Genomic DNA, 24,302 nt, shown 5'->3' with positions numbered 1-24,302 from the left:
AGATGGCAGAAAACTGTCACAACGGTGTGACGATGGGCGGGTATGGGCGGCGGCTATGGACCAGATGAAACGCTTCGCGATCTACTATGCGCCCGAACCGGGGCCTTTTACCGATGCCGCAGCCGCTTGGCTGGGTTGGGATCTGGCGCAGGGCGCACCTACGTTGCAACCTGCGCCCGACCTGCCGCGCCCTTTGGCGGAAGTGACAGCCGAACCGCGCAAATACGGCTTCCACGGCACCCTGAAACCGCCGTTCCGTCTGGCGGATGGCGTCACCGCCGCCGCTCTGGCGCAGGCCACAGCGCGCTTGGCGGCGAGCCTTGCGCCACTGAAGCTGCCGGGGCTTCAGATGGTCAACCTCGAAGGCTTCCTCGCGCTGACCCCCATGGGCGACACCGCCGCGCTGCAAGACCTTGCCGCCGAAGTGGTCCGCAACCTTGATCCCTACCGCGCCGCCCTGACCTCCGCCGAGATCGCCCGCCGCCGCCCGGAACGTCTGACGCCTCGCCAGCGCGATCTGCTGGCGACCTACGGCTATCCCTATGTAATGGAACAGTTTCAGTTCCACCTGACCCTGTCCGGCCCGCTTGGTGACGATGAAGTCGCAGTCACCGCCGCCGCCGCCCAGCACTTCGCAGGCCTGATCCCTCAGCCGTTCCACATCCGAGACATTTGCCTGTGCGGCGAAGATGCAGCGGGGCATTTTCACCTGCTGCACCGCTACGCCCTCAGCGCGTAAAGCAGCCGGGCGATGCCCTTCTCGGGCGTCGCGTCATTGCTGATCTCGATCGCGGGAACCCCTTCGGGCAGGGCATAATTCGCCCGCTGCAACCGGGTAACAATGTCGGCGTGGCTTTCACGCCCCCGCGATGCCAAACGGTCCGCCAACACCTCCAACGGCGCCGAAATCTGGATCACCCGCAGCGTTGGAAACGCCGTGAGGGCCGCAGGCAATGCCGCCCGAGACCCATTGATCAACACATCCCGCCCTGCGGCCAGCTGCTTCAGCTCCGCGACGGGCACGCCATACCAAAGCTCGTGCGCCTGCCAATGCAGCGCAAATTCCCCCGCCTGCAAACGTGCCTGAAAAACGCTTTCAGTCACGCCTTCAAACGGTTCGCCGCCCGCAGCGCTGTCGCGCGTGATCACGCGGCGCGCCCAGTGCAGCCGAGGGTCCGCCGCCGCAGCCCCGGCCAACAGGGTGTCTTTGCCCGCGCCCGAAGGTCCGACGACCAGAAACACCCGCCCCATTATGCCGCAGCCTTCGGCGTGAACGCCCGCACATCGACCACCCGATTGCAGACCCGATCCCGCGCGGCTTCATCATGGAAAATCCCCAACATCGCTGCACCACGCGCCTTGGCTTCCTCGATCAATCCCAGCACCACCTCACGGTTCACCGCGTCCAGACTGGCGGTCGGCTCATCCAGCAACAGCGCCGGATAGGGATGCGCAAAGCCGCGCGCGATATTCACCCGCTGCTGTTCACCGCCCGAGAACGTGGTGGGTGATAAGCCCCACAACCGCTGCGGAATGTTCAACCGCGCCAACAATTCCGCCGCGCGCGCCCGCGCCTCATCCCCCGGCACGCCTAGGTTCAGCAGCGGCTCTGCCACCACATCCAGCGTTGGCACCCTCGGCACCACCCGTAGAAACTGGCTGACATAGCCCAGCACCTGCCGCCGCAGGGCGATGATCTGCCGAGGCTGCGCCTGCGCGACATCCAGGCCGCCCACCATGATCACGCCCGAGGCCGCCAGATAATTGCCCCACACCATCCGCATCAGCGTCGATTTGCCCGCACCTGACGCGCCAATCAGCCCGACGCATTCCCCCGCACGCACATGCAGGTTCGCGCCCGCCATCACCGGGATCACCGCAGCGCCTTGATTGTGCAGAGTAAAGCTTTTCGCCAAATCCCGAATTTCGATCATAGCCAGCGCTTCCACTTGAAGAAAAGATAAGTTCCGCTGGCTGATGCCAGCATCAGGATCAGCGCCAAGGGATAGCCGTATTGCCACGCCAGTTCGGGCATATAGGCAAAGTTCATCCCATACAGGCTGGCGATCAGCGTTGGCGGCATGAACAACGCCGCCACCACCGACACGATCCGCACCGTGACGTTTTGCGACAGGTTGATCATGCCCAAAGTGGCATCCGAGGTCAGCGCCAGACGCGAACCCAGGAAATCGGCATGAACCTCCAGCGCCTGCAAGTCGCGCATCAGCCCCTTGACCAAGGGGCGCAACACATCGCCCTCGACCCGGTCCGAAAGGGTTTGGCCGAAGAAGCTGACCGCGCGCTCCACCGTCAAAAGCCCCAGACGCACGCGGCCCAAGAGATCGCCCTCGCGCCCGACTTTCTGCAACGCGCTTTGCAGCGCATCTGCCTGCAAGCCGTTCGCGCCACCTGAGTAAATCCCCGAGGCCACGTCATCCAACCCGCGCCCGATGCCCTCCAGAATATCGGCCATCCGGCCAATGATTTCCTCGATCAACCCCAAAAACAGCCGCTCTGGCCGATCACAACCGGGGCCCACCTTGTCGGCGCGGGCCGGATAAGTCTCAAACGGGCGCGGCGCGTGGTGGCGCACGGTGATCAGCCGCTCGGGCGACAGGATAAAGCAGACCGGGCCCGAGATCGGCGCTTTGCTTTCCGACAGACCGGGCAGCACCACGGTCATGAAATCGGCTCCGCCCTCGCGATACAGGCGGTTGGAGATTTCAATCTCCTCCATATCCGCCAGCGTCGGCACGGCCTGACCAAGCCGCGTCACATCGGCGGCTTGGTTCGACAAGGGGCGATAGAGGTCTATCCACAAGGCCGCGGAAAGATCGACGGGCGGGGTTATCTGGATAAGCCCGCCAGCTTCGGGACGATAAGCAAAGAGCATTTTATACCTGCAGGACTGAGGAAACCAACAGCTGCGTATAGGAATGCTGCGGGTCGTCCAACACCTGATCGGTCAGGCCCTGTTCCACCACATGCCCGCCCTTCATCACCATCAAACGATCCGCCAGCAGCCGCACCACCGCCAGATCGTGGGTGACGTTGATCGCCGACAGCCCCATTTCGCGCACGAGGCCGCGCAAAAGGTCCAGCAACCGCGCTTGAACCGAGACATCAAGCCCCCCGGTCGGCTCATCCATGAACACCAGCCGTGGCCCGGTCACCAGATTGCGGGCGATTTGCAGGCGTTGCTGCATGCCCCCTGAAAACGCACGCGGGCGGTCGTCGATGCGGTCAGCGGCGATCTCCACCCGGCCCAGCCAATCCACCGCCGTGGCACGAATATCGCCGTAATGCCGCGCACCGACAGCCATCAGCCGCTCGCCGACATTGCCGCCCGCACTGACGCCCATCCGCAGACCGTCGCGCGGATTCTGATGCACAAAGGCCCAATCGGTGCGCGCCATCTTGCGGCGTTCGGCCTCGGCCATCGTCACGGTATCGCGGGGGCCAGTGGCGGTCTCAAAGATCACCCGGCCGGTATCTGGCGCCAGATGCCCTGCCAGACACGACAAAAGCGTCGACTTGCCTGAGCCGCTTTCCCCCACGATCCCAAGCACTTCGCCGGGAAACAGATCAAACGACACATCCGCACAGCCGATCCGGCTGCCGTAGTATTTGCTCAACCCCTGCACCGACAGCAGCGGCTGATCCAAATTCACCGATGCCCACATATCCAAATCCACCGCGCCCATCACGCGTCCCCTTTCAGAACCGGCACACCCAAGGCCCCCAAATGCCCCGCTTCACGCCGGGTGCGGCAAAAATCGGTGTCCGAGCAGACAAACATCCGCCCGCCCTGATCATTGGTGATCACCTCATCGAGATAGCTCTCGCCCGCGCCGCACAGATCGCAGTCATGCGGGGCCTTTGAGGCCTCAAACGGGTGGTCGTCAAAATCGAGGCTGACAACATCGGTGAACGGCGGTAGCGCATAAATCCGCTGCTCGCGCCCCGCGCCAAACAGTTGCAGCGCAGGACTGCCCGACAGTTTCGGGTTGTCGAATTTCGGGATCGGCGAGGGGTCCATCACATAGCGGCCCTCAACCTTCACCGGATAGGCGTAAGAGGTGGCAATGGTGCCGTGCCGTGCGATATCCTCATACAGCTTGACGTGGATCAGGCCGTATTCTTCCAACTCGTGCATCTTGCGCGTTTCCGTCTCGCGTGGTTCCAGAAAACGCAAGGGTTCGGGGATCGGCACCTGATAGACCAGAATTTGCCCAGTGTTCAGCGCCGCTTCGGGGATACGGTGGCGGGTCTGGATCAGCGTGGCTTCTGCTGTGGCTTCGGTCACCGCCACCCCCGCCGTACGCTGGAAGAATTTGCGGATCGACACCGCGTTGGTCGTATCATCCGCGCCTTGGTCGATCACCTTCAGCGTATCATCTGGCGTCAGGCAAGCCGCCGTCACCTGAACGCCACCGGTTCCCCAACCGTAAGGCATCGGCATTTCGCGGCTGGCAAATGGCACCTGATAGCCCGGCACAGCCACACCTTTCAGAATGGCCCGCCGGATCATCCGCTTGGTCTGCTCATCGAGATAAGCGAAGTTATAGGCTTGATCATTCATTCTGCGGCCTCCTGCGTGGCGAAAACTTCCGCGCGCAGACGGCGCACCAATTCCAATTCAGACTGGAAATCGACGTAATGCGGCAGTTTGATATGTTCGAGAAATCCGGTCGCCTGCACGTTATCGGCATGCATCAGCACGAATTCTTCGTCCTGTGCTGGGGCTCCGGTGTAATCCTCGCCCAGTTCCGCCCACCGCAATGAGCGGTCCACCAAAGACATCGCAATCGCTTTGCGCTCGGTCTGTCCGAACACCAAACCATAGCCGCGGGTGAATTGCGGCGGTTCGGTTTTGCTGCCCTTGAATTGGTTCACCGTCTCACATTCGGTCAACTCGATCTCGCCAATCTCCACGGCGAACCCCAACTCCGGGATCTCCATTTCCACCGCCACAATCCCGATCCGCAACTCGCCGACAAAGGCATGCGTGCGCCCGTAACCGCGCTGGGTTGAATAGGCCATCGACAGGATAAAGCCTTCATCCCCCCGCGTGATTGCCTGCAAACGCAGCGCGCGGCTGGCGGGCAATTCCATCGGCTCGCGCGTCAAATCGGCGGGCAGATCATCGCCCACAGGCTCGACCTCAATCATGCCATCGCGGTCGAGCATCGCCATCACATGCGGCACGGCTTCCATTGCGGCGGGAGCGGTCGCGGCAACAGCAGTCTCGCCCTCCGCTGCCAGTTTGAAATCCAGCAAGCGGTGGGTGTAATCGAAGGTCGGCCCCAGAACCTGCCCGCCGGGCAAATCCTTGAACGTCGCCGAAATCCGTCGGATCACCGCCATCTTGGCGGTATCGACCGGGCAAGATGCGCCCAGCCGGGGCAGGGTGGTCCGATAGGCCCGGATCAGGAAAATCGCCTCGATCAGATCGCCGCGCGATTGCTTGATCGCCAAGGCGGCAAGGTCAGGATCATACAAAGACCCCTCCGCCATCACCCGGTTGACCGCCAGCGACAACTGCGCCCGTATCTGTGCCACCGACAATTCCGCCACGCCCGGATCGCCGCGGCGCTCCTCGGCCAGCCAGGCATGGGCATTGTCAATCGCGCGCTCACCGCCTTTTACCGCCACATACATCAGATGCCCTCCACATGGGTTGATCGGGGCAGGGCGGCGACGTGTGTGCCGCAGGTGAAAAAACAATCAAAGCCCAAGGGGAACAGCGCCCGGTTGGCCTGAAATGCCGCCACTTCCGGCAGCGATAGATAAGCCACATCGGCAATCCCCGGGCCGCGAAGGGCCACGCCTTTCGCCTCCAGCGCAGGCATCTCAACGATCAGTGTCGCCGCCCGATCAGGGTAATCCGGCAAGCCAATCGCAAACCGCCCCAACGGCTGCAACGCGGCCCAATCGCCCAAGGCGAACACCGCAGCCTCAGCCGAAACCAAAGGCGCGCCGCAGTGAAAGGTGATCCAATCGCGCACCGGGGCGCAGTCATAAGTGCCGCCCAGATGCAGCGGCGTCGTGCCATCGCACAACGTCAACAGCAACACGCCCGCCGCCACCGACAGCGGCGCGGGCGGCATGGCCCCGCTCAATTCCCGGATCTCACCCGGCTGCGACAGCACCGTCAACGCGGCGCGAAACGCATGCGATGACTGCACCGGAGCCTCAGAAAACCCGCCCAACAACGCGTCGTTCATTGGTCTTCCCCCCGCACTAAAGTGAAAAACTCCACCTTTGTGGCGGCAGCCTTGGCCGCGCGACTGGCCCGCCGCGCAACCTCCTCGGCCTGCAACGGTGCCAGCACAGCCGCGCGCATAACCTCGGCCTGATCGGTCTGCATCAACGCATCGACCACCGCCGCGCGCAAAGCATGGCCCTTGTCGCGGCCCTGCACATGGGCATGGCCGACTGCACCGGACCCCAACCGCAAAGCACAGCGCGTCACCGTCATCTCGCCCAAATTGAACGGTTGCCCGGTGCCGCCAATCCGGCCCCGCACCATCACAGCACCTATCTCCGGCGCGCGCAGCAGGTCATGCGCCGGGATCTCGGGGAACAAATCGGCCAGCCGCGTGGGCTTGGCGCGGGCCAGCAGGCCCATCCAGGCTTTGCGTGTCGCGAAAGCCTCAGCGCAGTGGGGGGCAGCTTCAAGCGGTGTGTGCGTCATCTTCTTCCCGACATCTTGCAAAGTTGTCTACACTTCTATACAACTAGACAAATCATAGCCGAGGAGCCTGCGAAATGCATGTGAAGTTTTGGTGACAAAGCCCGCAATCTGGCGATCTATCGCCGAAACCCTCACGGGCGAGATCACCGCAGGCCACTACCGCCCCGGTGATAAACTTCCGACCGAGGCCGCTCTGTCGGCCCGTTTCGGCGTCAACCGCCACACCGTCCGCCATGCTCTGACTGTCTTGGCCGAGGCGGGCTCTGTGCATGCTCGTCGTGGCGCGGGCGTCTTCGTCACTGCAACGCCCACCGATTACGCCCTCAGCCGCCGGGTGCGGTTTCACCAGAATGTTCTGGCGTCTGGCCGCACCCCATCCCGGCAAATGCTCCGCCAAGAAACCCGCCCGGCTGACTCCGGCGAAGCCGCAGCCCTACAGCTCCCTACAGGCGCTTTGGTGCATGTGGTCGACGGCCTCTCCCTCGCCGATGGCACTCCCTTGGCGATGTTCCGCTCTGTCTTCCCCGCCGCCCGCTTCCCCAACCTGTTGGAGGCGATGACCCGTCACAGTTCGGTGACGGCCGCCTTGGCCGAGGCGGGCCTCACCGACTATACCCGCGCGGAAACCCGCATCACCGCGATTGCCGCCGATGCCCTGCTGGCGCTGCATCTTCGTCTGACCCAAGGCGCGCCCCTGCTGCGTTCGGTCGCTGTCAATGTCGATGCCGCAGGCCAGCCCATCGAATTTGGCACCACATGGTTCGCAGGTGATCGCGTGACCTTGACCGTCTCACCAGAAGGCGCTGACGCAGGGGAAACTGTGGATAAACTGTCATAAGCCCGTTGCGTGGCCCTGTTATTCCAGCCGACAACCCCCAGTTGCCCTGTTCCCGGAGCCCGAAATGCCGCTGCCCTTGCCCCCCCTGCGACTGACCGGCGCGCATATTTTGCGCGAAGGCGCGATGCAGCAACGCTCCATCGGGCTGGCGGATGGCAAGATCACCCGCGGGCCTTTGCCCGAGGTCGATCTCTCAGGTTTCCTGATCCTGCCCGGCATCATCGACCTGCATGGCGACGGCTTCGAGCGTCACATGGCCCCGCGTCCCTCGGCCCCGTTTCCACTGGCCGCTGGCCTTGCCTCGTTTGACCGCGAGGCCGCCGCCCACGGCGTCACCACCGCCTATCTTGCGCAGGGGTGGAGTTGGGAAGGCGGCCACCGTGGCCCCGATCATGCCGAAGCCCTGATGGTTGCCCTCGACAGCTACCGCGCGCAATCCCTGACCGATCTGCGCCTGCAAATCCGCGCCGAGACGCATCTGGTGTCTGAAACCACCCGCCTGATCGCTGCCGTCAAGCGGCATCGGATCGGCTATGTGGTGTTCAATGATCACCTCTCCGAAGGCCTGCACATGGCCCGTATCGCCCCTACCGATTTTGCCGCTTGGGCACGCAAGGTCGGCAAGACCGCCGAGGAACTGGCCGAAGCCATCGAATCCGCCGCCGCCCGCGCCAAGGAAGTGCCGCGCAGCCTGTGTACTTTGGCCGAGACCTTTGATGCCTTGGGGGTGCTGTATGGCAGCCATGACGATCCCGATGGTGAGACCCGGGAGTTCTATTCGATGATCGGCGCGAAAATCGCCGAGTTTCCGCTGACCCGCCGCGCGGCTCTCGCGGCGCATGCGATGATGAGTCCGGTGATCATGGGGGCGCCGAATGTGGTGCGGGGGCGGTCACAGGCGGGGAATGTCTCGGCGCTGGCTTTGGTGTCGGATGGGCTGTGTGATGCGCTGGTGTCGGACTATCATATCCCTGCGCTGCCGTTGGCGGTTTGGGGGCTGGTGGACCGCGGTGTGATGGGGTTGGCGCAGGCTTGGGCCTTGGTCTCGTCACGCCCGGCGGAGATCATGCGGCTGCTGGATCGCGGTCGGCTGGAGCCGGGGTTGCGCGCCGATATGGTGATTGTGAACGCCGAGACTCGCGGCATTGAGGCGACGATTTCGGCGGGGCGGCTGAGTTATCTGGCAGGCGAGGCGGCGCGACGGTTCGTCAGCCAGCCTGAGGCTTTGCGGCTGGCGGCAGAGTAAGGTCCCAACTTGGGACCTTTTTTGTTTGTTTGATATCAGATGCTTAGGGGTGTCGATTTAACGAAGTTTTAATACTTTCGCGCGTTTCTGCCTATCGAACCGATAAGCAGGTGCCGGCCGCAGGGCCATCGAGGCCCTTTGGACGGCGCTGCCGGGGATAGGCTGGGTGGGCGGTTTGAACCTGGCGCGGTAGCGCCGCAGCAGGAGGCTCAATGCCTTCGAGGGCAGCACTTGGTTTAAGCTCAGCCGTGATATTTTTCCAAGAACGCTTCGACGGGCAGGCTGCGGAAATCGGGCAGGGCGGTGCGCAGCACTTCGTGGCTCCAGTCCCACCAGGCGAGGGCTTGCAGGCGGTCGGCGATCTGGGTGGGGAAGCGGGCGCGCAGCGGCGTGGCGGGGAGGCCGGCCATGATCATGTAGGGGGCGACGTCTTTGGTCACCACCGCGCCGCTAGCGATCACGGCACCGGTGCCGATGCTGACGTCGGGTTTGATGATCGCGCCGTGGCCGATCCAAGTGTCGGGGCCGATGGTGGTGCGGCGGGCGTGGCGGGCGGTGAAGAAGGCGTCGTCATCTGTTGTATCGTCCCAGTAGGCGCTGCTGCGGTAGAGGAAGTGGTGCAGGCTGGCGTTTTGCATCGGGTGGTCGGTAGGGCCGATGCGGGTCATCGCGGCGATGTTGGCGAATTTGCCGACTGTGGTGTTGGTGATGTCGGAGAATTGGTCGCAGTAGGCATAGTCCTCGAAGGTCGTGTTCAGGATGCGGCTGAAGCGGCCGACTTCGCAGAAGGCTCCGAAACTGGCGTTCTTGATCTGGCAATCGGGGTGGATCAGCGGAGTGTCGGCGGAGAGTTTGGTCATGTGGGCTTTCTTGTCCGCGTGTGGACAGGGGCTGCGATTGTTATATTTCAAGAGGTTAGGGAGGTGTCGTTTACGGCTTGTTAACAGTTTGACCGCAACACAGCTGCCGTCCGCAGCGGCATCGAGCCGCTTTGGACGGCGCTGCCGGGGATGCGGTGAAGCGACCGCTGCGGGCTTGCGTGCGGCAGCCGCCGCAGGAGGGGGCTCGATGCCCCCGAGGGCGGCACTTGGGTTAAGGTTAGGAGCCTCCGGCGGGAGTATTTTGAAAAGAGCAACTCGATTTGGCGCAGTTTTCGGCTTACCGCCCAATCAGCTTGCGGCGCAGCCAGCCGGACAGGCTGTCCATTGCCATCACCATCAGCACGATCAGGATCATGTAGTAGCCGACATCCTCCCAATCCTTCTGGGTGATGATGGCTTGGGTGAGCAGAAGGCCAATGCCGCCGCCGACGATGGCACCGATTACGGTGGCAGAGCGGGTGTTGGATTCGAGGTAATACAGCACCTGACTGAGCAGGATCGGCGCGATTTGCGGCAGCACGCCGAAGCGGGCGCGTTGCAATGGGCCTGCGCCGGTGGAGCGGATGCCTTCGACTTGTTTTTCGTCGATGTTTTCCAAGGCTTCCGAGAAGGTTTTGCCGAAGGTGCCGCTGTCGGTGAGCAGGATTGCCAGCGCGCCGGTCATCGGGCCGGGGCCGAAGGCGCGCGACAGGATGATCGTCCAGATCAGGCCATCGACGCCGCGCACGAAATCAAACAGGCGGCGGAAGGCAAAGCGGACAGAACGCAGGGCGGTGAAGTTGGAGGCGGCAAGAAAGGCCAAGGGCAGGGCGATCAGCGCCGCGCCCATCGTGCCAAGGAACGCCATCAGCACGGTTTCAAACAGGGCCCATGCCACATCGCCGTGGTGCCATTGTTTGTTGTTCCAGAACTCGGAGACCATATATCCGAGGTTGCTGCGCGCCGGGTCGATGCGGGGGCCGGTCAGCATTGCGGTCAGCTGACCATAGCTTTTGCCGTAGAACGGGCTGTCGAGGGTGAAGAAGAACTGTGCCCAGCCGGCCTGATATTTGAAGGTTTCCACCTTCGAGCGTGAATAGGCAAAGCGGCCTTGCGGGGTGGTGACCGAGATGCGGGTGTCGCTGACGTTGATCCAGTCCGGGATCGGCTGTGGTGCTGTCAGTTTCAGCTTGCCGTCTTCGGGCTGAATGTCGATCACGCCATAACCCGGCACAACGTAGCGCGCGCCCATGGCGTCATAGGTGACGATGTTGCCTTTGCCGAGATCAATCGTGGTGACATCGCCGCTGGTCTTCACCCAATCCGGGTATTGGCTGGGGGCAAAGGTTGATTTCGCCTCGCCCTCGATCGACACCCGCAGCGTGTTGTCGCGGTTGTCGCGGGTGACATGGGTCTTGTAGGCGACAAAATCGGTGAGCAGGATCTTGGCATTGTCCAGCCGGGCACGGGCGGCAAGGCCGGGGATGTCAAAGCTGACGAACAGATAGCTGAGGTAGATCAGCAGCAGCACCGGGATTGCAAAGGCTGCCCGGCGGCGGGTTTTGAATTGGCGCTGCACGGTGGTATAGGGCGCGCTGCCATAGGGAACAGAGGTCATTGGTTGCCCTTTACCAAGCGGTTGCGGGCATAGCCCGAGAGTTGGTCAAACAGCACGATGGCGCAGAACAAGAGCGCGAAGATCGCCACCACCTGATCATATTTGCCACCGCCCCATTGCATTGCCAGTTTCAGATCATAGCCGATGCCGCCGGAGCCTACGAAGCCAAGGATGGCGCTGGCGCGGACGTTGATCTCAAACCTGAGCAGGGCATAGGACAGCCAGTTGGGTGCTACTTGCGGGATGATGCCGAGCCAGATCTGCTGGCCCCAGGAGGCTCCGGTCGAGGCGAGGCCTTCGACGGGTTTCAGATCGGCGTTCTCGGCGGATTCCGAGAACAGCTTGCCCAAGGCCCCGGCGGTGTGAAACGCGATGGCGAGCACGGCGGGCACCGGTCCTCCGCCCAGCACGAAGATCAGCACGAGGGCGATGACGATCTCGGGGATGGCGCGCATGATGTCGGCAGAGCGACGGAACAGTGGCGTCAGGATGGGGAAGCGCGCCAGGTGGCGGGTGGAGCCGAGGGCGAGGAAGGCCCCGAATGCGCCGCCCAGCAGGGTGGCGGCGGCGGCGATGTTGATGGTCTCAATCAGTGAGGGCAGGTATTGCCAGAGCAGGGCGGGCAGGTTGGCGCGGTTTGTCCAGGCCTCGGACAGCACTTCGGCGGGGAAGGCGGGCAGTTGGTGCAGGCCTGCCAGAAAGTCACCGGCGTTGCGCTCTTGGGCGACCTGAAAGCCGGAGGCCATCAGCGCCACGAACAGCATCAGCAGGATGAACCCGTAAAGCCGCTTGCGGCGGGCCTGATGGATATAGGCTTCGGTCGGGTTGTTCAGATCGGGTCTAGGGCCTTTGGGGGGGCCAAAAGTGATGTCAACCATGTGGCCTCCAAAGGAAAAACCGGGCCTGCTTGCGCAAGCCCGGTATCGGTGCTGAAATTACTCGCCAGAAAGTTTGCGGGCGTCGACAATGCCGAGATACATGTCGTGGGTGGCGGGGACGAAGTCTTTCGCGTCGCCAGCGGCCACGCCATAAGCGCATTTCGCGTCGACTTCCCAGAGGTCAGCGGTCAGTTTGGTGACTTTGGCTTTCACATCATCGGGAAGGGCGGCGCGCACCACCATCGGGCCTTCGGGGATCAGCTTGGAGCGCCAGATTTCCACCAGGTTGTTCATGTCAACCAAGCCCGCATCGGCGGATTTGCGGAACGCGCCCGAGGAATAGCCGTCTTCCCAGTTGCCGATGCCATCAGCCCAGGACACGCCTGCGTCGAAATCGCCGTTGGCGACGCCGACGATGGTTTGCTCGTGGCCGCCCGAGAATTTCACTTCGCTGAAGAATTTATCCAGCGGGCCGTAGGTGGCGATCATCTCTGCCGCAGGCACGAGGTAGCCCGATGTCGAGTTCGGCTCACCAAAGGCGAACTTCTTGCCCTTGGCGTCTTCGACCGTCTTGATGCCCGAGTCTGCACGGGCGAAGGCGATGGAATAGTAGCCGGTCGAGTCGTCAAGGTTTTGCTTGGTCAGCTCAACCGTGACCGCGTTCGGGTCGGTCAGGTAGATCTTGGCATAGGCCGAAGCGCCCAGCCATGCCATGTCGATGGTGCCGCCGAGCAGGCCTTGGATCACGCCATCATAGTCGGCAGGGGTGAAGACTTTGACCGGAACGCCTAGCTCTTTTTCAATCGCGGCGCGGTAGCATTCGTTCGAGGTCATGCGGTCTTGGGCGTTCTCGCCGCCCAGAATGCCGATGTTGAATTCTTTGATCTCTTGCGCGTGGGCTGCGCTGATGCAGGTGGTGGCTGCCAGAATGGCGAGAAGCGTTTTCATGGTCGTCTCCGGTTATGGCCCGGTTGGGCCTTGGTAAACTTTGGTGGGGTCAGGCCAGCATCGCATCGGCGTAGGCGGCGTCTTTCGGGCCGGTGATCGCGGTGGATGTGGCGGATTCGTTGAAGCTGGCGTCGGCGCCGTAGATGTCGCGGGCCACACCTGTGGTCAGCTGATCGGGGGTGCCGTCGAACACCACGCGGCCATCGCGCATGCCGATCACCCGGTCGCAGTAGCGCCGCGCGGTGTCGAGGGTGTGCAGGTTGGCGATCACCATGCGGCCGTCTTCCTCGTGGATGCGGCGCAGGGCGTCCATCACCACTTGCGCGTTCATCGGATCAAGGCTGGCGATGGGTTCATCGGCGAGGATGACCTTGGGGTCTTGCATCAGCGCGCGGGCGATGGCGACGCGCTGTTGCTGGCCACCCGACAGGGCTTCGGCGCGTTTGGGGGCTTGTTCGGCAATGCCAAGTCGGTCGAGGATCTGCATCGCGCGGGTGATGTCGGCGTCGGACCACAGGTTGAACATCGTCGCAAAAGTGGAGCGGTGGTTCAACAGCCCGTGCAGCACGTTGGAGGCCACATCCATCCGGGGCACCAGATTGAACTGCTGGAAAATCATCGCGCATTGGCCCTGCCAGCTGCGCTTTTCCGCGCCGTGCAGGGTTAACACATTGCGGCCTTCAAAGCTGATTTCGCCAGACGTGGCATCGGTCAGACGGTTCATCATCCGCAGCAAGGTGGACTTGCCCGCCCCGGAACGCCCGATCACACCGACAAAGGCCGAACGGTCGATCTGGAAGCTGACGCTGTCCACGGCGGCTTTCTGCCCGAACAGGCGTGTGACGTTTTCGACCTTCAGCATCGCGGCCCCCTTTTGGTTAGGGCGGCTGATACGCGGGATTCGTGACGGTTGGTTGTCACAGAGGTAACGCTTGGGTAACAAAACCCGCGCGGCGCAACTAACTGATCTGACACAGAAACTTCATGATTGCGTTACCCAAGCGTCATGGGGGCCGCCTAAGCCACCGCTCATCAGCTGCCCGGCAAAGCCCGGCGGGCTGGCTTAACAGGAGACTTCCATGACCGTTTTCAAAACCCTGACCTCGGGCGTCAGCCTGCTGGCGATGCTGGTGGCGAGTGCTGCCTCGGCGCAAAGCCTTGAGGAAATCACCGCAGCTGCGAAGGCTGAAGGCAACCTGACCACCATCGCGCTGCCGCATGACTGGTGCGGCTATGGTGCCGTGATCGAGGGCTTCAAGAAGAAATACCCCGAGATTGCTGTTAACGAATTGAACCCGGATGGCTCGTCTGCGGATGAGCTGGAAGCCGTTCGCGCCAACAAGGGCAACACCGGCCCGCAAGCACCGGACGTTCTGGACATTGGCCTGTCGTTTGGCCCGGCTGCCAAGGAAGAGGGCCTGATCCAGCCGTATAAAGTCAGCACCTGGGACAGCATCCCGGATGCCGCCAAGGATGCCGATGGCTTCTGGTATGGCGATTACTACGGTGTGATGTCGTTCATCGTGAACACCGATATGGTGGAAAATGTGCCCACCGATTGGGCCGATCTGATGAAGCCGGAATACGCGGGCGCGTTTGCTTTGTCGGGCGATCCGCGCTCGGGCAACCAGCCGCTGATGTCGGTGATGGGTGCTGGCATGGCGATGGGCGGCAAACCGGGTGCCGAGTCGGCAGCCAAGGGGCTGGAGTTCTTCGCGGGTCTGAACAAGGCGGGCAATTTTGTGCCGGTCGCGGGCAAAACCGGCACTATCGCGCAGGGGGCTACCCCGATTGTTGCGGCTTGGGATTACAACGCTTTGGCTTGGCGCGACACGCTGGCGGGTAACCCGAAAGCCGAAGTCATTGTGCCTGCTTCCGGCACCGTGGCAGGGGTTTATGTGCAGGCGATTTCGGCTTACGCGCCGCACCCGAATGCCGCGAAACTGTGGATGGAATACCTTTATTCGGATGAAGGCCAACTTGGCTGGCTGAACGGTTATTGCCACCCGATCCGCTTCAATGACCTCGCCAAGCGCGACGTGATCCCGGCGGAAATGCTGGCAAAACTGCCGCCTGCTGCGGCCTATGAGAAAGCCGTGTTCCCGACTTTGGAAGAACAGGCTGCGCATAAAGAGGCGGTGACCGCGGGTTGGGATGCAACCGTCGGCGTTCAGGTCGAGTAATCTTTTAACCCGCCCTCATCACATCGGTGAGGGCGGGTTTCCTTTCAGGATCATAGACATGAGATCATCTCGCCTTTGGCGCGCCCTACCGTGGAACGGTCTGGGGGTGCTGCCGTTTTTGCTGTTCGCGCTGCTGTTTTTGCTGCTGCCCACCGCGAATATCGTGGCGGGGGCGTTTGTCGATGGCACCGGCAGCTTTACGCTGAAAAATATTTTCAACCTGTTCACGCCTGAGATCATCAACGCCTTCTGGCTGTCGATCCGGCTGAGTTTCACCTCGGCTTTGATCGGCTGCGCCTTGGGGTTTGCGATTGCCTTGGCGGTGGTTCTGGGGGGATTGCCTGCTTGGCTGCGCGGCATCGTGATGACGTTTTCTGGCGTCACATCGAACTTCGCCGGGGTGCCGTTGGCGTTTGCTTATGTGGCGACGTTGGGGCGGGTTGGCTTTGTGACGCTGCTTTTGCGCGATTGGTTCGGGGTGAATATCTACGCTTTGGGCTTCAATATGATCAGCTTCTGGGGGCTGGTGGCGGCCTATGTGTTCTTCCAGATCCCGCTGATGGTGCTGATTATCACCCCGGCGATTGATGGGCTGAAGCGGGAATGGCGCGAGGCGGCCGAGGTTTTGGGCGCAACGGGCGGCCAATATTGGCGGATGGTGGCGCTGCCGGTGCTGGGGCCGTCGCTGCTGGGGACGCTGGCGCTCTTGTTCGCCAACGCGTTTGGTGCGGTGGCGACGGCGATTGCTTTGACCGGGTCGCTGCTCTCGATTGCCCCGATCCTGCTGTTCAACCAGATCCGCGGCGATGTGCTGCAAGACCCGCATCTGGGCTATGCTTTGGCCTTCGCCATGATCGTGATCACCGGGATTTCCAACGCGGTTTATGTGGTGATGCGGACCCGCGCCGAGAGGTGGATCAAATGAAGCGCATCTTGGCTTGGGCCGCGATTGCGGTCGGTGTGGTGTATTTCTTCCTGCCGCTGGTGGGGATGCTGGAATTCTCATTGAAGATGCGGCGGGGCGAGTATTCGCTGGACGCGTATCGGTCGGTGATGGGCGATCCGCAGTTTCAGGCGACCTTTGGTTATTCGGTGCTGATGGCTTGTCTGACGATTGTGTTTGGCGTGCTGGTGGTGGTGCCGACGGTGTTCTGGGTGCGCCTGAAACTGCCGCGCCTGCGCCCGTTCATGGAGTTCATCACCCTGCTGCCGCTGGTGATCCCACCGATTGTGATCGTGTTCGGCTATATCCGTTTGTTCAATACTTCCAGTTGGTTGCCGCTGACCGGCAGTGCTTTGGGCACCGATTTCCTCTTGATGTGCGGCTATGCCGTGCTGGCGCTGCCCTATATGTATCGCGCGGTGGATACGGGTTTGGCGGCGATTGATCTGCGCACCTTGACCGAAGCCGCGCAGAGCCTTGGGGCGGGGTGGATCACCGTTCTGGCCCGCGTGATTTTGCCGAATGTGCTGGTCGCGGTGCTGTCGGGGGCGTTTTTGACGTTTGCGATTGTGATCGGTGAATATGTCTTTGCGGCCTTGCTGGATCGGCCGGCGTTTGGGCCGTATCTGGTCTGGGCGGGGGGCAATAAGGCCTACGAGCCTGCGGCATTGGCCGTGATGACTTTCGCGCTGACCTGGGCCTGCATGGCGCTGATCCAGTTGGTGACCAAATTTTCCAAACATACAAGGATGCCACGCTGATGGCGTATCTCGATCTTAGTGCGCTGCAAAAATCTTTTGGCGCGAACCAAGTGGTGAAATCGTTTGATCTGGGGGTGGCGCAGGGCGAGTTTGTCTCGCTTTTGGGCCCGTCGGGGTGCGGGAAAACCACCGTGCTGCGGATGGTGGCGGGGTTCGAAACCCCCACCCTTGGCGCGATCAAGATTGACGGGCAGGATGTGACGCATCTGCGGCCCAACCAGCGCAATATCGGCATGGTATTTCAGGCCTATGCGCTGTTTCCGAACCTGACGGTGGCGCAGAATGTCGGCTTTGGGTTGAAGATTGCCGGGGTGTCGGCCAAGGAAATCACCGCGCGGGTGGCTGAGATGCTGGCGCTGATCGGGTTGCCGGAAATGGGTGCGCGCTATCCGTTCCAGCTTTCGGGCGGGCAGCAGCAGCGGGTGGCTTTGGCGCGGGCACTGGCACCGCGTCCACGGGTTTTGTTGTTGGATGAGCCGTTGTCGGCGTTGGATGCGAAGATTCGTGTCAGTTTGCGGGCGGAAATCCGGGATATTCAGCGGAAATTGGGCATCACCACGATTTTTGTGACGCATGATCAGGAAGAAGCCCTGTCGATGTCAGACCGGGTTGTGGTGATGAACGGCGGGCGGGCGGAACAAGTGGGCGCGCCGTTTGAGATATATAACCATCCGAAGACGCGGTTTGTGGCGCAGTTTGTCGGCACGTTGAATACGCTCGATGCCGTGGTGACGGACGCTGCTCAGGGTGAGGTGACGGTGCAGGGGCAACCTCTGCGCCTGCCACAAGCGATTGCGGCGGCGCGGGGGGCGACGGTGGGATTGGCCTTGCGTCCCGAGGTGGTGCATCTGGAGGCCGATGCCGCGCAGATCAGCCGGGGTGATTTTGCGCTGCCCGCAAAGATTGCCGCCGTGCAGTTTCTGGGCGCGGTGATCCGAGTCAAGGCGGATACGGCGGCGGGGGCGATCTCGCTCGATTTGTTCAACCGGCCTGATGCGCCGCCGCCGCCACTGGGGGCCGAGGTGGCTTTGCGGTTCCGGGGGCAGGATGTGATCGTGCTGGCCTAAAATCCCTTCGGGCGCGACAACCAGCGCGCCAGCATGGGGCCAAGCAGCAGCACCAGCAAAAACCGCGCCATGTGCATCGTCATCACAAACGCCACATCGACCGGGGTGGAGGCCGCGATGATGGCGATGGAATCCATGCCGCCGGGGCTGGTGGCAAGATAGGCGGTCAGGGGATCAATCCCGGCGAAATGCACCAAGACCCAAGCCGCCCCGCCACAGACCGCGATCAGCGCCATGATCGAGGCGAACACCCGTGGGAAGGCCCGCAAGGCGTGGCCCAAAGTGGCGGGGGTAAAGCGAAGGCCGATGGACCAGCCGATGGCGGCATAGGTCAGCGCCAGCAGCCACGGCGGCAGGTAAATCTGCATCCATCCGGTCTGTACCAGCAGCATGCCGGTGCCGATCGGCAGCAGGAAGGTTGCTCCGGGCAGGCACAATCTTTGGCCGACGAAGGCCAGCACCACGGCGAGCGCCAACGTCTGTGCCACGCCCAACAGCGGCATGCCCGGAAACCAAATGATACTGGCTGCAGGGCCATCCGCCACCCCAAACAGCCGCGCCACCACGGTGGCGACCACCGCCACGCAGGCGACGCGCAGGTATTGCATGAAAGCGACAAGCCGGATGTCGGCGCCATATGCGCCTGATAACAGCACCATGGCCGAGGCCGCCCCCGGCGAGGATCCCCAGATCGCGGTGGTGCCCGGAAGTGCGCCCGAGCGCGCCACCAGCCAGCCAAGCAGCGACGAGGCTGCAATGGTGAACAGCGTCCCGGTCAGCACGATAGGCCATTGCGATGCAACCTCTGCCATCATCGAAATCGGCAGGATCGTCGCCACCATCAGCCCGACCACACCTTGCGCCGCCGTCATCGCAGGGGCGGGCAAGGTGATGCTAAACCCGCGCAGTGCAAGGATAATCGCCGCAATCATCGGTCCCAGCAGCAGGGCGGCGGGCAGGTGCAGCAGCTCAAACCCGGTGGTGATCAGCGCCGACAGCAGCGCGAGGGCGGCCCATTGCAACACTTGGCGGCGGCGATTCACGGCTGGCGGGGTCTGCGACAACGGAGCGTCTTTCAGCGATTGGTCGGAAGCAGCGATGCGCCTACCTAACGCGGGCGGCGGGGGAGGGCAATCGGCGTTGCGGCTGGATTGACCGCTCTGGACAGCTTGGCCTTGGCCTGCCAGTTTGGCGCGAACCCCAAGCCAGAGGCCGCGATGGATCACCCTGTCACCCCCGATCCAACCGCCGATCCTGCACCGGAGCAGAGCCAAAGTTTCGCGGTGCTGGGCAATGTCGGCGCGCCGATTTTCGCCACTTGGATCGCGCGGCATGCCCGCCGTCTGGGTCTGCGCGGGGCGATTCTGCGCCATGATGCGGGACGGGTTGAGATGGTGGTGACTGGCCTGCCGGACCTTTTGGACGCGATGGCTTTGGGCTGTAGTCTTGGCCCGCAAGAGGTTTGGGTCGAGCGGATTGATCGCGCCGATCTGGCGCTGCAAAATCTGAACGAATTTGCTTCGATAGCCGATTAACTTATGATCATATGCAGGCAGGATGCTGAAATTTGTGGCATCTGCTGCGGCAGCTTGGCGCAAGAGAGGCTTTCAGCCTTTCGGTTTTCGGGCGGGGCGGCAAGGTTTGGCTGGGGATTGCGGGGATTATGATGTCGGGGATGTGGGTGGCCAATGGCTTGTCGCAAGATTTGCCGCTGGGCGTTGTGATGGCGGGTGCGTGGCAGGGGGCGGAGCTGGCGATTTGGCGCTCGGCCTCTGGGCGGCTGTCGGCGTGGAATGATCGCTGCCCGCATCGCGGCATGCGGCTGTCGCATGGTTTCGTGCGCGGTGAGACGCTGTCGTGCATCTATCACGGCTGGACCTATGGCAGCGATGGCGCGTGTGGCAAGATCCCGGCGCATCCGGCGATGGTGCCGCCTGCCGCGATAAAGGCCGAGGTTTATCAATGTGTTGAGGTGGGTGGCGTGATCTGGGTCGCGCCTGTTGGGGCAGAGCTTGCGCTACCGGATTTGAGCGGGCTTGTAGCGGTGCGCTCGATCACCGTGCAAGCCGGGGTGGCCGAGATCGCCCGCACCTTGCCGGGGTTTGTCTGCGAAGGCGCGGTTTGGCGGGGGCAGATTGGCGGCGCGGCTGTGGCCTTGGTGCTGCAAGATCGCGGTGCGGCCGTCACGCTGCACGCATTGGGCGTGGGCGACCGGGTTACGGTCTCGCGCTGGCTGGATGGGTTGCGGCGCTTGGTTGAAGAGGGGGCTTTGGCATGATCCCGCAGGCGGTGTTGAACGAATGGTATCCGGTGGCGATGATTGCCATGGTGGGGGCGTGGCCGGGGCGGCAGACCATGCTGTTGGGCAGCGATATCGCGGTGTTTCTGGACGCGGGCGAGATCGTGGTGCAGGGCGCGGAAGGTCAGCGACTGGCCGTTTGCTTGGCCTATGGCCATGTTTGGGCCTGTCCCGGCACCCCGGCGCATCCGTTGTTCGGGGTCCCCGAGGCGGATCAGCCGGGGCGGCGTTTGGTGGATTGCGGTGTGGTGCGGGTGAAATGCTCGCCCTTGCGCGCGGTGGAGAATTTCCTCGACATAGCACACTTCCCCTTTGTGCATACCGATGTGCTGGGGGCGGAACCGCATACCGAAGTTGGCCGCTATGAGGTGCAAATCCGCGAGGATAGCGACGAGGTTTGGGCGACCAAAGTGCATTTTTACCAGCCGCAAGCCGCGAAATCGGCGGCGGGCGGGATTGTGACGGAATACATGTACCGGGTGGCGGCACCGACAGCTTCGGTGCTGTACAAGACCTGCCCGAACCGCCCGGATGAATGGGATGTGATTGCGATTTTCGTGCAGCCGCTGACCGAGGAACTCTGCGAGGTTTGGCCGTGGATGGCATTGTTTGATGATGTGACGCCGCAAGCCGATCTGATCCAGTTTCAGCAGATGATCTTCCTGCAAGACCGCTCGATTCTGGAAAATCAGATCCCGCGGTTGCTGCCATTGGACCCCGGCAAAGAGATCCCGACGCAGGCCGATCTGACCTCGATCGCCTATCGCCGTTGGCTGAAACGCAAGGGGCTGACCTACGGCGCGCAGATGGTGGCGGCATGAAGCTGTATGATTATGTCCTTTCCGCCAGTTGCTACAAGGTGCGGCTGATGGCGGCGCTGATGGGGCGCAAGCTGGATCTCAAGGCGGTGGACTTTCATCCGGGGCGGGAACACCGCAGCGCCGCGTTTCGCGCGCTCAATCCCGCCGGGACACTGCCCGTGCTGGTCGATGGCGATCTGACCCTGACCGAAAGCACGGCGATGCTGGTGTATCTGGCGCAGGTGTCTAAGGCGGGGGCGTGGCTGGGTGCGGGGCCTGTGCAAACCGCGCAAGTGCAGCAATGGTTGGCGTTTTCGGCGCGGCTGGGGGCCAGTTTGGGCATGGCGCGGCTGCATGATATGCTGCTGTATCCCGGTGATATCGACGGGTTCCGCCGGGCAGGGGTGGAGTGCTTGCGCGAGTTGGAGGCACATCTGACCGAGGCGCGCTTTGCGGGGCGGATTTACCTTACGGGTGATGCGCCCACCATCGCCGATATCGCCTGCTTTCCCAATGTGGCGCTTGCCCCCGATGGCGGTGTGACCTTGGATGACTACCCCTCAATCCGGCTGTGGTCGCGGGCGATCCGCGCGCTGCCGGGGTTCATCGAGATGCCGGGGATTCACCGCCTGCACGAGTTGAAACCCGCGCCCGAAGCCGTGCCGCCGCTGGAGTCGCTGCCATGAGCATCCTGCTGAAAAACTGCGCCGCGATTGTGCCTTCGGCCAGAGATCTGGTGCTGGCGGGGCAGGATATGCTGATCGAAGGCAAACAGATTGCCGCCATCGGCCCGAACCTGCACGCGCCGGGGGCAGAGGTGATCGACGCCTCGGGCTGGTTCATTTATCCGGGTCTGATCAACACGCATCACCATTTCTTTCAATGCTTTGTGCGCAACCGCGCCGATCTGGATTGGACGAAACTGTCGGTGATCGAATGGCTGGATTTGATCTATCCGATCTTCTCGCGGCTGACCGAGGATCAGTTTTACCATTCGTCGGTGGTGGCCTTGGCCGAACTGATCAAACACGGCTGCACCACGGCGTTTGACCACCAATACAACTTTCCGCGCCATGCCGGGTCGCGGATTGTGGACCGCCAGTTTGAGGCCGCTGATCTGTTCGGCATCCGCTTTCATGCCGGGCGCGGCGGCAATACCCTGCCGAAATCCGAAGGCAGCACGATCCCGGATGAGATGCTGGAAACCACCGCGCAATTCATCGGCGATTGTGAGCGGTTGATTGATACCTACCACGACGCCAGCCCGTTCAGCATGCGCCAAGTCGCGGTGGCTCCCTGCCAACCCGTCAACTGCTACAAAGACACCTTTGAGGAATCCATTCGTCTTGCCCGCGACAAAGGCGTGCTTTTGCACACCCATGTTGGCGAAGGCGAAAGCCCGGTGATCGAGGCGCGCACCGGGCGTCGGACAGTGCAATACCTTGAAGAAATGGGATTTTCCGGCCCCGATACCTGGTATGCGCATTGCTGGGAATTGACCCACGGCGAACTCGCTCAGATGGCCGCTACGCAAACCGGCGTGTCGCATTGCCCCGAGCCGGTCTATCTGGTGGGGGCCGAAGTCACCGATATTCCGGCGATGCAGGCGTTGGGTCTGCGCGTGGGATTGGGCTGCGATGGGGCGGCGTCGAATGACAATTCCAACCTGATGCACTGCATTCATTCGGCCTATATGCTGCAATGTCTGGTGGCTTCGACCCGTAAGCATCCGGTGCCAGACCCCAGCGCTTTCCTTGGCTATGCCACCACTGGCGGCGCCGATTTGCTGGGGCGGACAGACCTTGGCCGCCTTGCCCCCGGCATGGCCGCTGATCTGTTCGCCATCGACACCCGCCGTCTGGAATATGTCGGCACCCGCCATGATCCGGCCAGCCTGATCCCGAAAGTCGGGGTCAGTCGCCCGGTCGATATGACCATGATCAATGGTCGCATCGTCTGGCGTGATGGTCAGTTCCCCGGCCTCGATGAGCGCGATCTTTTCACAAAAGCCGAAGCTTCCTTCCACCGCATCCTGTCTTGATCCCAAAATCCCAAAGCCCAAAGGAAACCCGATGACCCAAACCCGCCGCTCTTTCCTGAAAACCACCCTTGCTGCCAGCACTGCGATGGCGCTGCCGATCCCGGCCTTCGCACAAGACGGCGTGCTGAACGTCGCCCTGATCGTGCCCTCGCCCGCCGCCGATGTCGGCTGGTCGCACACGCTGGAGCTTGGCACCAAGGCGTTGGAGGCCGAATATGGTGACAAGATCAAAGTCACCTTGCTGGAGAATATCGCCGAAGGCCCGGACGGCGACCGCATCATGAACAAGACCGTGGCGGACGGGAACACCTTCCTGATCCTCGGTTCGTTTGGCTATATGAACGGCGGGCTGAAGCTGGCCAAGGCGCGCCCGGAAGTGTCGATCCTGCACGCCTCGGGCTATCAGGTGGCGCCCAATTTCTCCCCCTTCGGCGCGCGGTATTATCAGGGCACTTACCTGATGGGCATGGCGGCGGCGTCCTTGTCGAAGTCGAAGAAACTCGGCTGCGTCGGGGCCTTTGCGATCCCAGAACTGATCACCTCAATCAACGCCTTCACCTTGGGCGCGCAATCGGTGGATCCGGCGATGGAGGTTTCCGTGGTCTGGGTGAACTCGTGGTTCGATCCGGCATCCGAGCAAGAAGCCGCCAAGGCGCTGCTGGCGCAGGGCTGCGATGTGGTGTTCTCGAACGCGCAGGACACGCCTTCGGTGGTGGCGGTCTGTGAAGAGGCCGGGGCCTATGTGTTCAACCTGAACTCGTCGATGAAGACCTATGCGCCGAAGAAGTATCTCGGCGTGGTTGGCACCGATTGGGCGCCGTATTTCAAGGCTTCCGTCGCGGCGCATCTGGCTGGCACCTTCGCGGGCGCTTCGGCGTGGCTCGGGATGGCGGATAACTGCGTGTTCGTGGCCGATTGGAACCCCGATATTGCGCCCGAGATGGCTGCGAAGATCGAGGCGGTTCATGCCACCCTGCTGGATGGCAGTTTCAGCCCCTTCACCGGGCCGTTGACCAATCAGGACGGGGCCGAGGCTGTGGCCGCTGGTGTGACTTTGGGCGACGATATGATCCTGTCGATGGATTGGCATGTCAAAGGCGTCACCACGCCGCTGCCGAAGTAA

At 62.4% G+C, this 24,302-nt stretch carries 27 protein-coding genes; 13 read left to right on the top strand and 14 right to left on the bottom strand.

What is annotated here, in order from left to right; genetic code table 11:
- The first annotated feature begins 55 nt into the window (after positions 1-55).
- Entirely contained in the window at positions 56-739 is a 684-nt protein-coding gene (locus U1A24_RS03365; protein ID WP_322320580.1) for a DUF1045 domain-containing protein, read from the top strand.
- Here U1A24_RS03365 and phnN read toward each other — a convergent pair.
- The 8 genes from phnN to phnG are packed head-to-tail and all read right to left on the bottom strand — an operon-like array spanning position 721 to position 6,697.
- The gene (phnN, locus tag U1A24_RS03360) at positions 721-1,251 is read right to left on the bottom strand and encodes a phosphonate metabolism protein/1,5-bisphosphokinase (PRPP-forming) PhnN (protein ID WP_322320579.1); all 531 of its coding nucleotides are present in this window, start codon (positions 1,249-1,251) and stop codon (positions 721-723) included. The genes U1A24_RS03365 and phnN overlap by 19 nt on opposite strands.
- Positions 1,251-1,934 (bottom strand): phosphonate C-P lyase system protein PhnL, encoded by a 684-nt coding sequence (phnL, locus tag U1A24_RS03355; protein ID WP_322320578.1) that lies wholly within the window; start codon positions 1,932-1,934, stop codon positions 1,251-1,253. The genes phnN and phnL overlap by 1 nt, the downstream gene beginning before the upstream one ends.
- Entirely contained in the window at positions 1,931-2,893 is a 963-nt protein-coding gene (locus U1A24_RS03350) for a magnesium transporter CorA family protein (protein ID WP_322320577.1), read from the bottom strand. The genes phnL and U1A24_RS03350 overlap by 4 nt, the downstream gene beginning before the upstream one ends.
- A 1-nt stretch (position 2,894) precedes the next feature.
- A complete protein-coding gene (gene phnK, locus U1A24_RS03345; RefSeq protein ID WP_322320576.1) occupies positions 2,895-3,704 on the bottom strand; it encodes a phosphonate C-P lyase system protein PhnK in 810 nt (269 codons plus the stop codon).
- Entirely contained in the window at positions 3,704-4,582 is an 879-nt protein-coding gene (locus tag U1A24_RS03340; protein WP_322320575.1) for an alpha-D-ribose 1-methylphosphonate 5-phosphate C-P-lyase PhnJ, read from the bottom strand. The genes phnK and U1A24_RS03340 overlap by 1 nt, the downstream gene beginning before the upstream one ends.
- Positions 4,579-5,661, bottom strand: coding sequence for a carbon-phosphorus lyase complex subunit PhnI (locus U1A24_RS03335; protein WP_322320574.1), 1,083 nt, complete (start codon positions 5,659-5,661; stop codon positions 4,579-4,581). Before U1A24_RS03335 ends, U1A24_RS03340 begins: the two co-directional genes overlap by 4 nt.
- Positions 5,661-6,227: a phosphonate C-P lyase system protein PhnH gene (gene phnH / locus U1A24_RS03330; protein WP_322320573.1), complete on the bottom strand. Its 567-nt coding sequence runs from the start codon at positions 6,225-6,227 to the stop codon at positions 5,661-5,663. Before phnH ends, U1A24_RS03335 begins: the two co-directional genes overlap by 1 nt.
- Positions 6,224-6,697 (bottom strand): phosphonate C-P lyase system protein PhnG, encoded by a 474-nt coding sequence (gene phnG, locus U1A24_RS03325; protein WP_322320572.1) that lies wholly within the window; start codon positions 6,695-6,697, stop codon positions 6,224-6,226. The genes phnH and phnG overlap by 4 nt, the downstream gene beginning before the upstream one ends.
- 91 nt (positions 6,698-6,788) lie before the next feature.
- Here phnG and phnF point away from each other — a divergent pair, with 91 nt between their 5' ends.
- The gene (gene phnF / locus U1A24_RS03320) at positions 6,789-7,535 is read left to right on the top strand and encodes a phosphonate metabolism transcriptional regulator PhnF (protein WP_322320571.1); all 747 of its coding nucleotides are present in this window, start codon (positions 6,789-6,791) and stop codon (positions 7,533-7,535) included.
- A 64-nt stretch (positions 7,536-7,599) separates the two neighbouring features.
- Positions 7,600-8,781, top strand: a complete 1,182-nt coding sequence (locus tag U1A24_RS03315) for an alpha-D-ribose 1-methylphosphonate 5-triphosphate diphosphatase (protein WP_322320570.1) — start codon at positions 7,600-7,602, stop codon at positions 8,779-8,781.
- A 242-nt stretch (positions 8,782-9,023) separates the two neighbouring features.
- Here U1A24_RS03315 and U1A24_RS03310 read toward each other — a convergent pair whose 3' ends face one another.
- The 5 genes from U1A24_RS03310 to phnC all read right to left on the bottom strand — a co-directional run bounded on the left by U1A24_RS03310 (position 9,024) and on the right by phnC (position 13,947).
- Positions 9,024-9,641, bottom strand: a complete 618-nt coding sequence (locus tag U1A24_RS03310) for a chloramphenicol acetyltransferase (protein WP_322320569.1) — start codon at positions 9,639-9,641, stop codon at positions 9,024-9,026.
- A 298-nt stretch (positions 9,642-9,939) separates the two neighbouring features.
- Positions 9,940-11,259, bottom strand: a complete 1,320-nt coding sequence (phnE, locus tag U1A24_RS03305; RefSeq protein WP_322320568.1) for a phosphonate ABC transporter, permease protein PhnE — start codon at positions 11,257-11,259, stop codon at positions 9,940-9,942.
- A complete protein-coding gene (gene phnE, locus U1A24_RS03300; RefSeq protein WP_322320567.1) occupies positions 11,256-12,137 on the bottom strand; it encodes a phosphonate ABC transporter, permease protein PhnE in 882 nt (293 codons plus the stop codon). The genes phnE (U1A24_RS03305) and phnE (U1A24_RS03300) overlap by 4 nt, the downstream gene beginning before the upstream one ends.
- Before the next feature lie 57 nt (positions 12,138-12,194).
- Positions 12,195-13,085 (bottom strand): phosphonate ABC transporter substrate-binding protein, encoded by an 891-nt coding sequence (gene phnD / locus U1A24_RS03295; protein ID WP_322320566.1) that lies wholly within the window; start codon positions 13,083-13,085, stop codon positions 12,195-12,197.
- 49 nt (positions 13,086-13,134) lie between these two features.
- Complete coding sequence (gene phnC, locus U1A24_RS03290; RefSeq protein ID WP_322320565.1) at positions 13,135-13,947, bottom strand: phosphonate ABC transporter ATP-binding protein; 813 nt, start codon at positions 13,945-13,947, stop codon at positions 13,135-13,137.
- 217 nt (positions 13,948-14,164) lie between these two features.
- Here phnC and U1A24_RS03285 point away from each other — a divergent pair, with 217 nt between their 5' ends.
- From U1A24_RS03285 to U1A24_RS03270, 4 genes are read left to right on the top strand one after another with little or no spacing between them, the layout of a single operon-like run.
- On the top strand, positions 14,165-15,268 hold the full coding sequence (locus tag U1A24_RS03285; RefSeq protein WP_322320564.1) for an ABC transporter substrate-binding protein: 1,104 nt from the start codon (positions 14,165-14,167) through the stop codon (positions 15,266-15,268).
- Between the two features lie 58 nt (positions 15,269-15,326).
- The gene (locus U1A24_RS03280) at positions 15,327-16,193 is read left to right on the top strand and encodes an ABC transporter permease subunit (RefSeq protein ID WP_322320563.1); all 867 of its coding nucleotides are present in this window, start codon (positions 15,327-15,329) and stop codon (positions 16,191-16,193) included.
- The gene (locus U1A24_RS03275) at positions 16,190-16,972 is read left to right on the top strand and encodes an ABC transporter permease (protein WP_322320562.1); all 783 of its coding nucleotides are present in this window, start codon (positions 16,190-16,192) and stop codon (positions 16,970-16,972) included. The genes U1A24_RS03280 and U1A24_RS03275 overlap by 4 nt, the downstream gene beginning before the upstream one ends.
- On the top strand, positions 16,972-18,039 hold the full coding sequence (locus U1A24_RS03270) for an ABC transporter ATP-binding protein (RefSeq protein WP_322320561.1): 1,068 nt from the start codon (positions 16,972-16,974) through the stop codon (positions 18,037-18,039). Before U1A24_RS03275 ends, U1A24_RS03270 begins: the two co-directional genes overlap by 1 nt.
- Here U1A24_RS03270 and U1A24_RS03265 read toward each other — a convergent pair.
- Positions 18,036-19,082: an AbrB family transcriptional regulator gene (locus U1A24_RS03265; RefSeq protein WP_322320560.1), complete on the bottom strand. Its 1,047-nt coding sequence runs from the start codon at positions 19,080-19,082 to the stop codon at positions 18,036-18,038. The genes U1A24_RS03270 and U1A24_RS03265 overlap by 4 nt on opposite strands.
- Before the next feature lie 108 nt (positions 19,083-19,190).
- Here U1A24_RS03265 and U1A24_RS03260 point away from each other — a divergent pair, with 108 nt between their 5' ends.
- The 6 genes from U1A24_RS03260 to U1A24_RS03235 are packed head-to-tail and all read left to right on the top strand — an operon-like array spanning position 19,191 to position 24,302.
- Positions 19,191-19,574, top strand: coding sequence for an acylphosphatase (locus U1A24_RS03260; RefSeq protein WP_322320559.1), 384 nt, complete (start codon positions 19,191-19,193; stop codon positions 19,572-19,574).
- Positions 19,575-19,606: 32 nt separating this feature from the next.
- On the top strand, positions 19,607-20,317 hold the full coding sequence (locus tag U1A24_RS03255; RefSeq protein WP_322320558.1) for a Rieske 2Fe-2S domain-containing protein: 711 nt from the start codon (positions 19,607-19,609) through the stop codon (positions 20,315-20,317).
- A complete protein-coding gene (locus U1A24_RS03250) occupies positions 20,314-21,159 on the top strand; it encodes an aromatic ring-hydroxylating dioxygenase subunit alpha (RefSeq protein WP_322320557.1) in 846 nt (281 codons plus the stop codon). The genes U1A24_RS03255 and U1A24_RS03250 overlap by 4 nt, the downstream gene beginning before the upstream one ends.
- Positions 21,156-21,824 carry a glutathione S-transferase family protein gene (locus tag U1A24_RS03245; protein ID WP_322320556.1) on the top strand — a complete coding sequence of 223 codons (669 nt, stop codon included), beginning with the start codon at positions 21,156-21,158 and terminating at the stop codon, positions 21,822-21,824. The genes U1A24_RS03250 and U1A24_RS03245 overlap by 4 nt, the downstream gene beginning before the upstream one ends.
- A complete protein-coding gene (locus U1A24_RS03240; RefSeq protein ID WP_322320555.1) occupies positions 21,821-23,179 on the top strand; it encodes an amidohydrolase in 1,359 nt (452 codons plus the stop codon). The genes U1A24_RS03245 and U1A24_RS03240 overlap by 4 nt, the downstream gene beginning before the upstream one ends.
- A 31-nt stretch (positions 23,180-23,210) precedes the next feature.
- Positions 23,211-24,302 (top strand): BMP family ABC transporter substrate-binding protein, encoded by a 1,092-nt coding sequence (locus tag U1A24_RS03235; protein ID WP_322320554.1) that lies wholly within the window; start codon positions 23,211-23,213, stop codon positions 24,300-24,302.

Origin of the sequence: Cypionkella sp. (assembly GCF_034376685.1) — a bacterium.
Classification (GTDB): domain Bacteria; phylum Pseudomonadota; class Alphaproteobacteria; order Rhodobacterales; family Rhodobacteraceae; genus Cypionkella.
The sequence above is the reverse complement of the archived record's forward strand: the minus strand, read 5'-3'. Positions and strand labels throughout refer to the sequence as shown.

Bases quoted from the DNA above. Each gene is read 5' to 3' on its own strand.
- phnC (WP_322320565.1), bottom strand. From the start codon at position 13,947: ATGCTGAAGGTCGAAAACGTCACACGCCTGTTCGGGCAGAAAGCCGCC.
- U1A24_RS03245 (WP_322320556.1), top strand. From the start codon at position 21,156: ATGAAGCTGTATGATTATGTCCTTTCCGCCAGTTGCTACAAGGTGCGG.
- phnG (WP_322320572.1), bottom strand. From the start codon at position 6,697: ATGACGCACACACCGCTTGAAGCTGCCCCCCACTGCGCTGAGGCTTTC.
- U1A24_RS03275 (WP_322320562.1), top strand. From the start codon at position 16,190: ATGAAGCGCATCTTGGCTTGGGCCGCGATTGCGGTCGGTGTGGTGTAT.
- phnE (WP_322320568.1), bottom strand. From the start codon at position 11,259: ATGACCTCTGTTCCCTATGGCAGCGCGCCCTATACCACCGTGCAGCGC.
- U1A24_RS03315 (WP_322320570.1), top strand. From the start codon at position 7,600: ATGCCGCTGCCCTTGCCCCCCCTGCGACTGACCGGCGCGCATATTTTG.
- U1A24_RS03285 (WP_322320564.1), top strand. From the start codon at position 14,165: ATGACCGTTTTCAAAACCCTGACCTCGGGCGTCAGCCTGCTGGCGATG.
- U1A24_RS03335 (WP_322320574.1), bottom strand. From the start codon at position 5,661: ATGTATGTGGCGGTAAAAGGCGGTGAGCGCGCGATTGACAATGCCCAT.
- U1A24_RS03235 (WP_322320554.1), top strand. From the start codon at position 23,211: ATGACCCAAACCCGCCGCTCTTTCCTGAAAACCACCCTTGCTGCCAGC.
- phnE (WP_322320567.1), bottom strand. From the start codon at position 12,137: ATGGTTGACATCACTTTTGGCCCCCCCAAAGGCCCTAGACCCGATCTG.
- phnN (WP_322320579.1), bottom strand. From the start codon at position 1,251: ATGGGGCGGGTGTTTCTGGTCGTCGGACCTTCGGGCGCGGGCAAAGAC.
- U1A24_RS03350 (WP_322320577.1), bottom strand. From the start codon at position 2,893: ATGCTCTTTGCTTATCGTCCCGAAGCTGGCGGGCTTATCCAGATAACC.
- U1A24_RS03250 (WP_322320557.1), top strand. From the start codon at position 20,314: ATGATCCCGCAGGCGGTGTTGAACGAATGGTATCCGGTGGCGATGATT.
- phnK (WP_322320576.1), bottom strand. From the start codon at position 3,704: ATGGGCGCGGTGGATTTGGATATGTGGGCATCGGTGAATTTGGATCAG.
- U1A24_RS03240 (WP_322320555.1), top strand. From the start codon at position 21,821: ATGAGCATCCTGCTGAAAAACTGCGCCGCGATTGTGCCTTCGGCCAGA.
- phnH (WP_322320573.1), bottom strand. From the start codon at position 6,227: ATGAACGACGCGTTGTTGGGCGGGTTTTCTGAGGCTCCGGTGCAGTCA.
- U1A24_RS03280 (WP_322320563.1), top strand. From the start codon at position 15,327: ATGAGATCATCTCGCCTTTGGCGCGCCCTACCGTGGAACGGTCTGGGG.
- phnD (WP_322320566.1), bottom strand. From the start codon at position 13,085: ATGAAAACGCTTCTCGCCATTCTGGCAGCCACCACCTGCATCAGCGCA.
- U1A24_RS03270 (WP_322320561.1), top strand. From the start codon at position 16,972: ATGGCGTATCTCGATCTTAGTGCGCTGCAAAAATCTTTTGGCGCGAAC.
- phnL (WP_322320578.1), bottom strand. From the start codon at position 1,934: ATGATCGAAATTCGGGATTTGGCGAAAAGCTTTACTCTGCACAATCAA.
- U1A24_RS03340 (WP_322320575.1), bottom strand. From the start codon at position 4,582: ATGAATGATCAAGCCTATAACTTCGCTTATCTCGATGAGCAGACCAAG.
- U1A24_RS03310 (WP_322320569.1), bottom strand. From the start codon at position 9,641: ATGACCAAACTCTCCGCCGACACTCCGCTGATCCACCCCGATTGCCAG.
- U1A24_RS03365 (WP_322320580.1), top strand. From the start codon at position 56: ATGGACCAGATGAAACGCTTCGCGATCTACTATGCGCCCGAACCGGGG.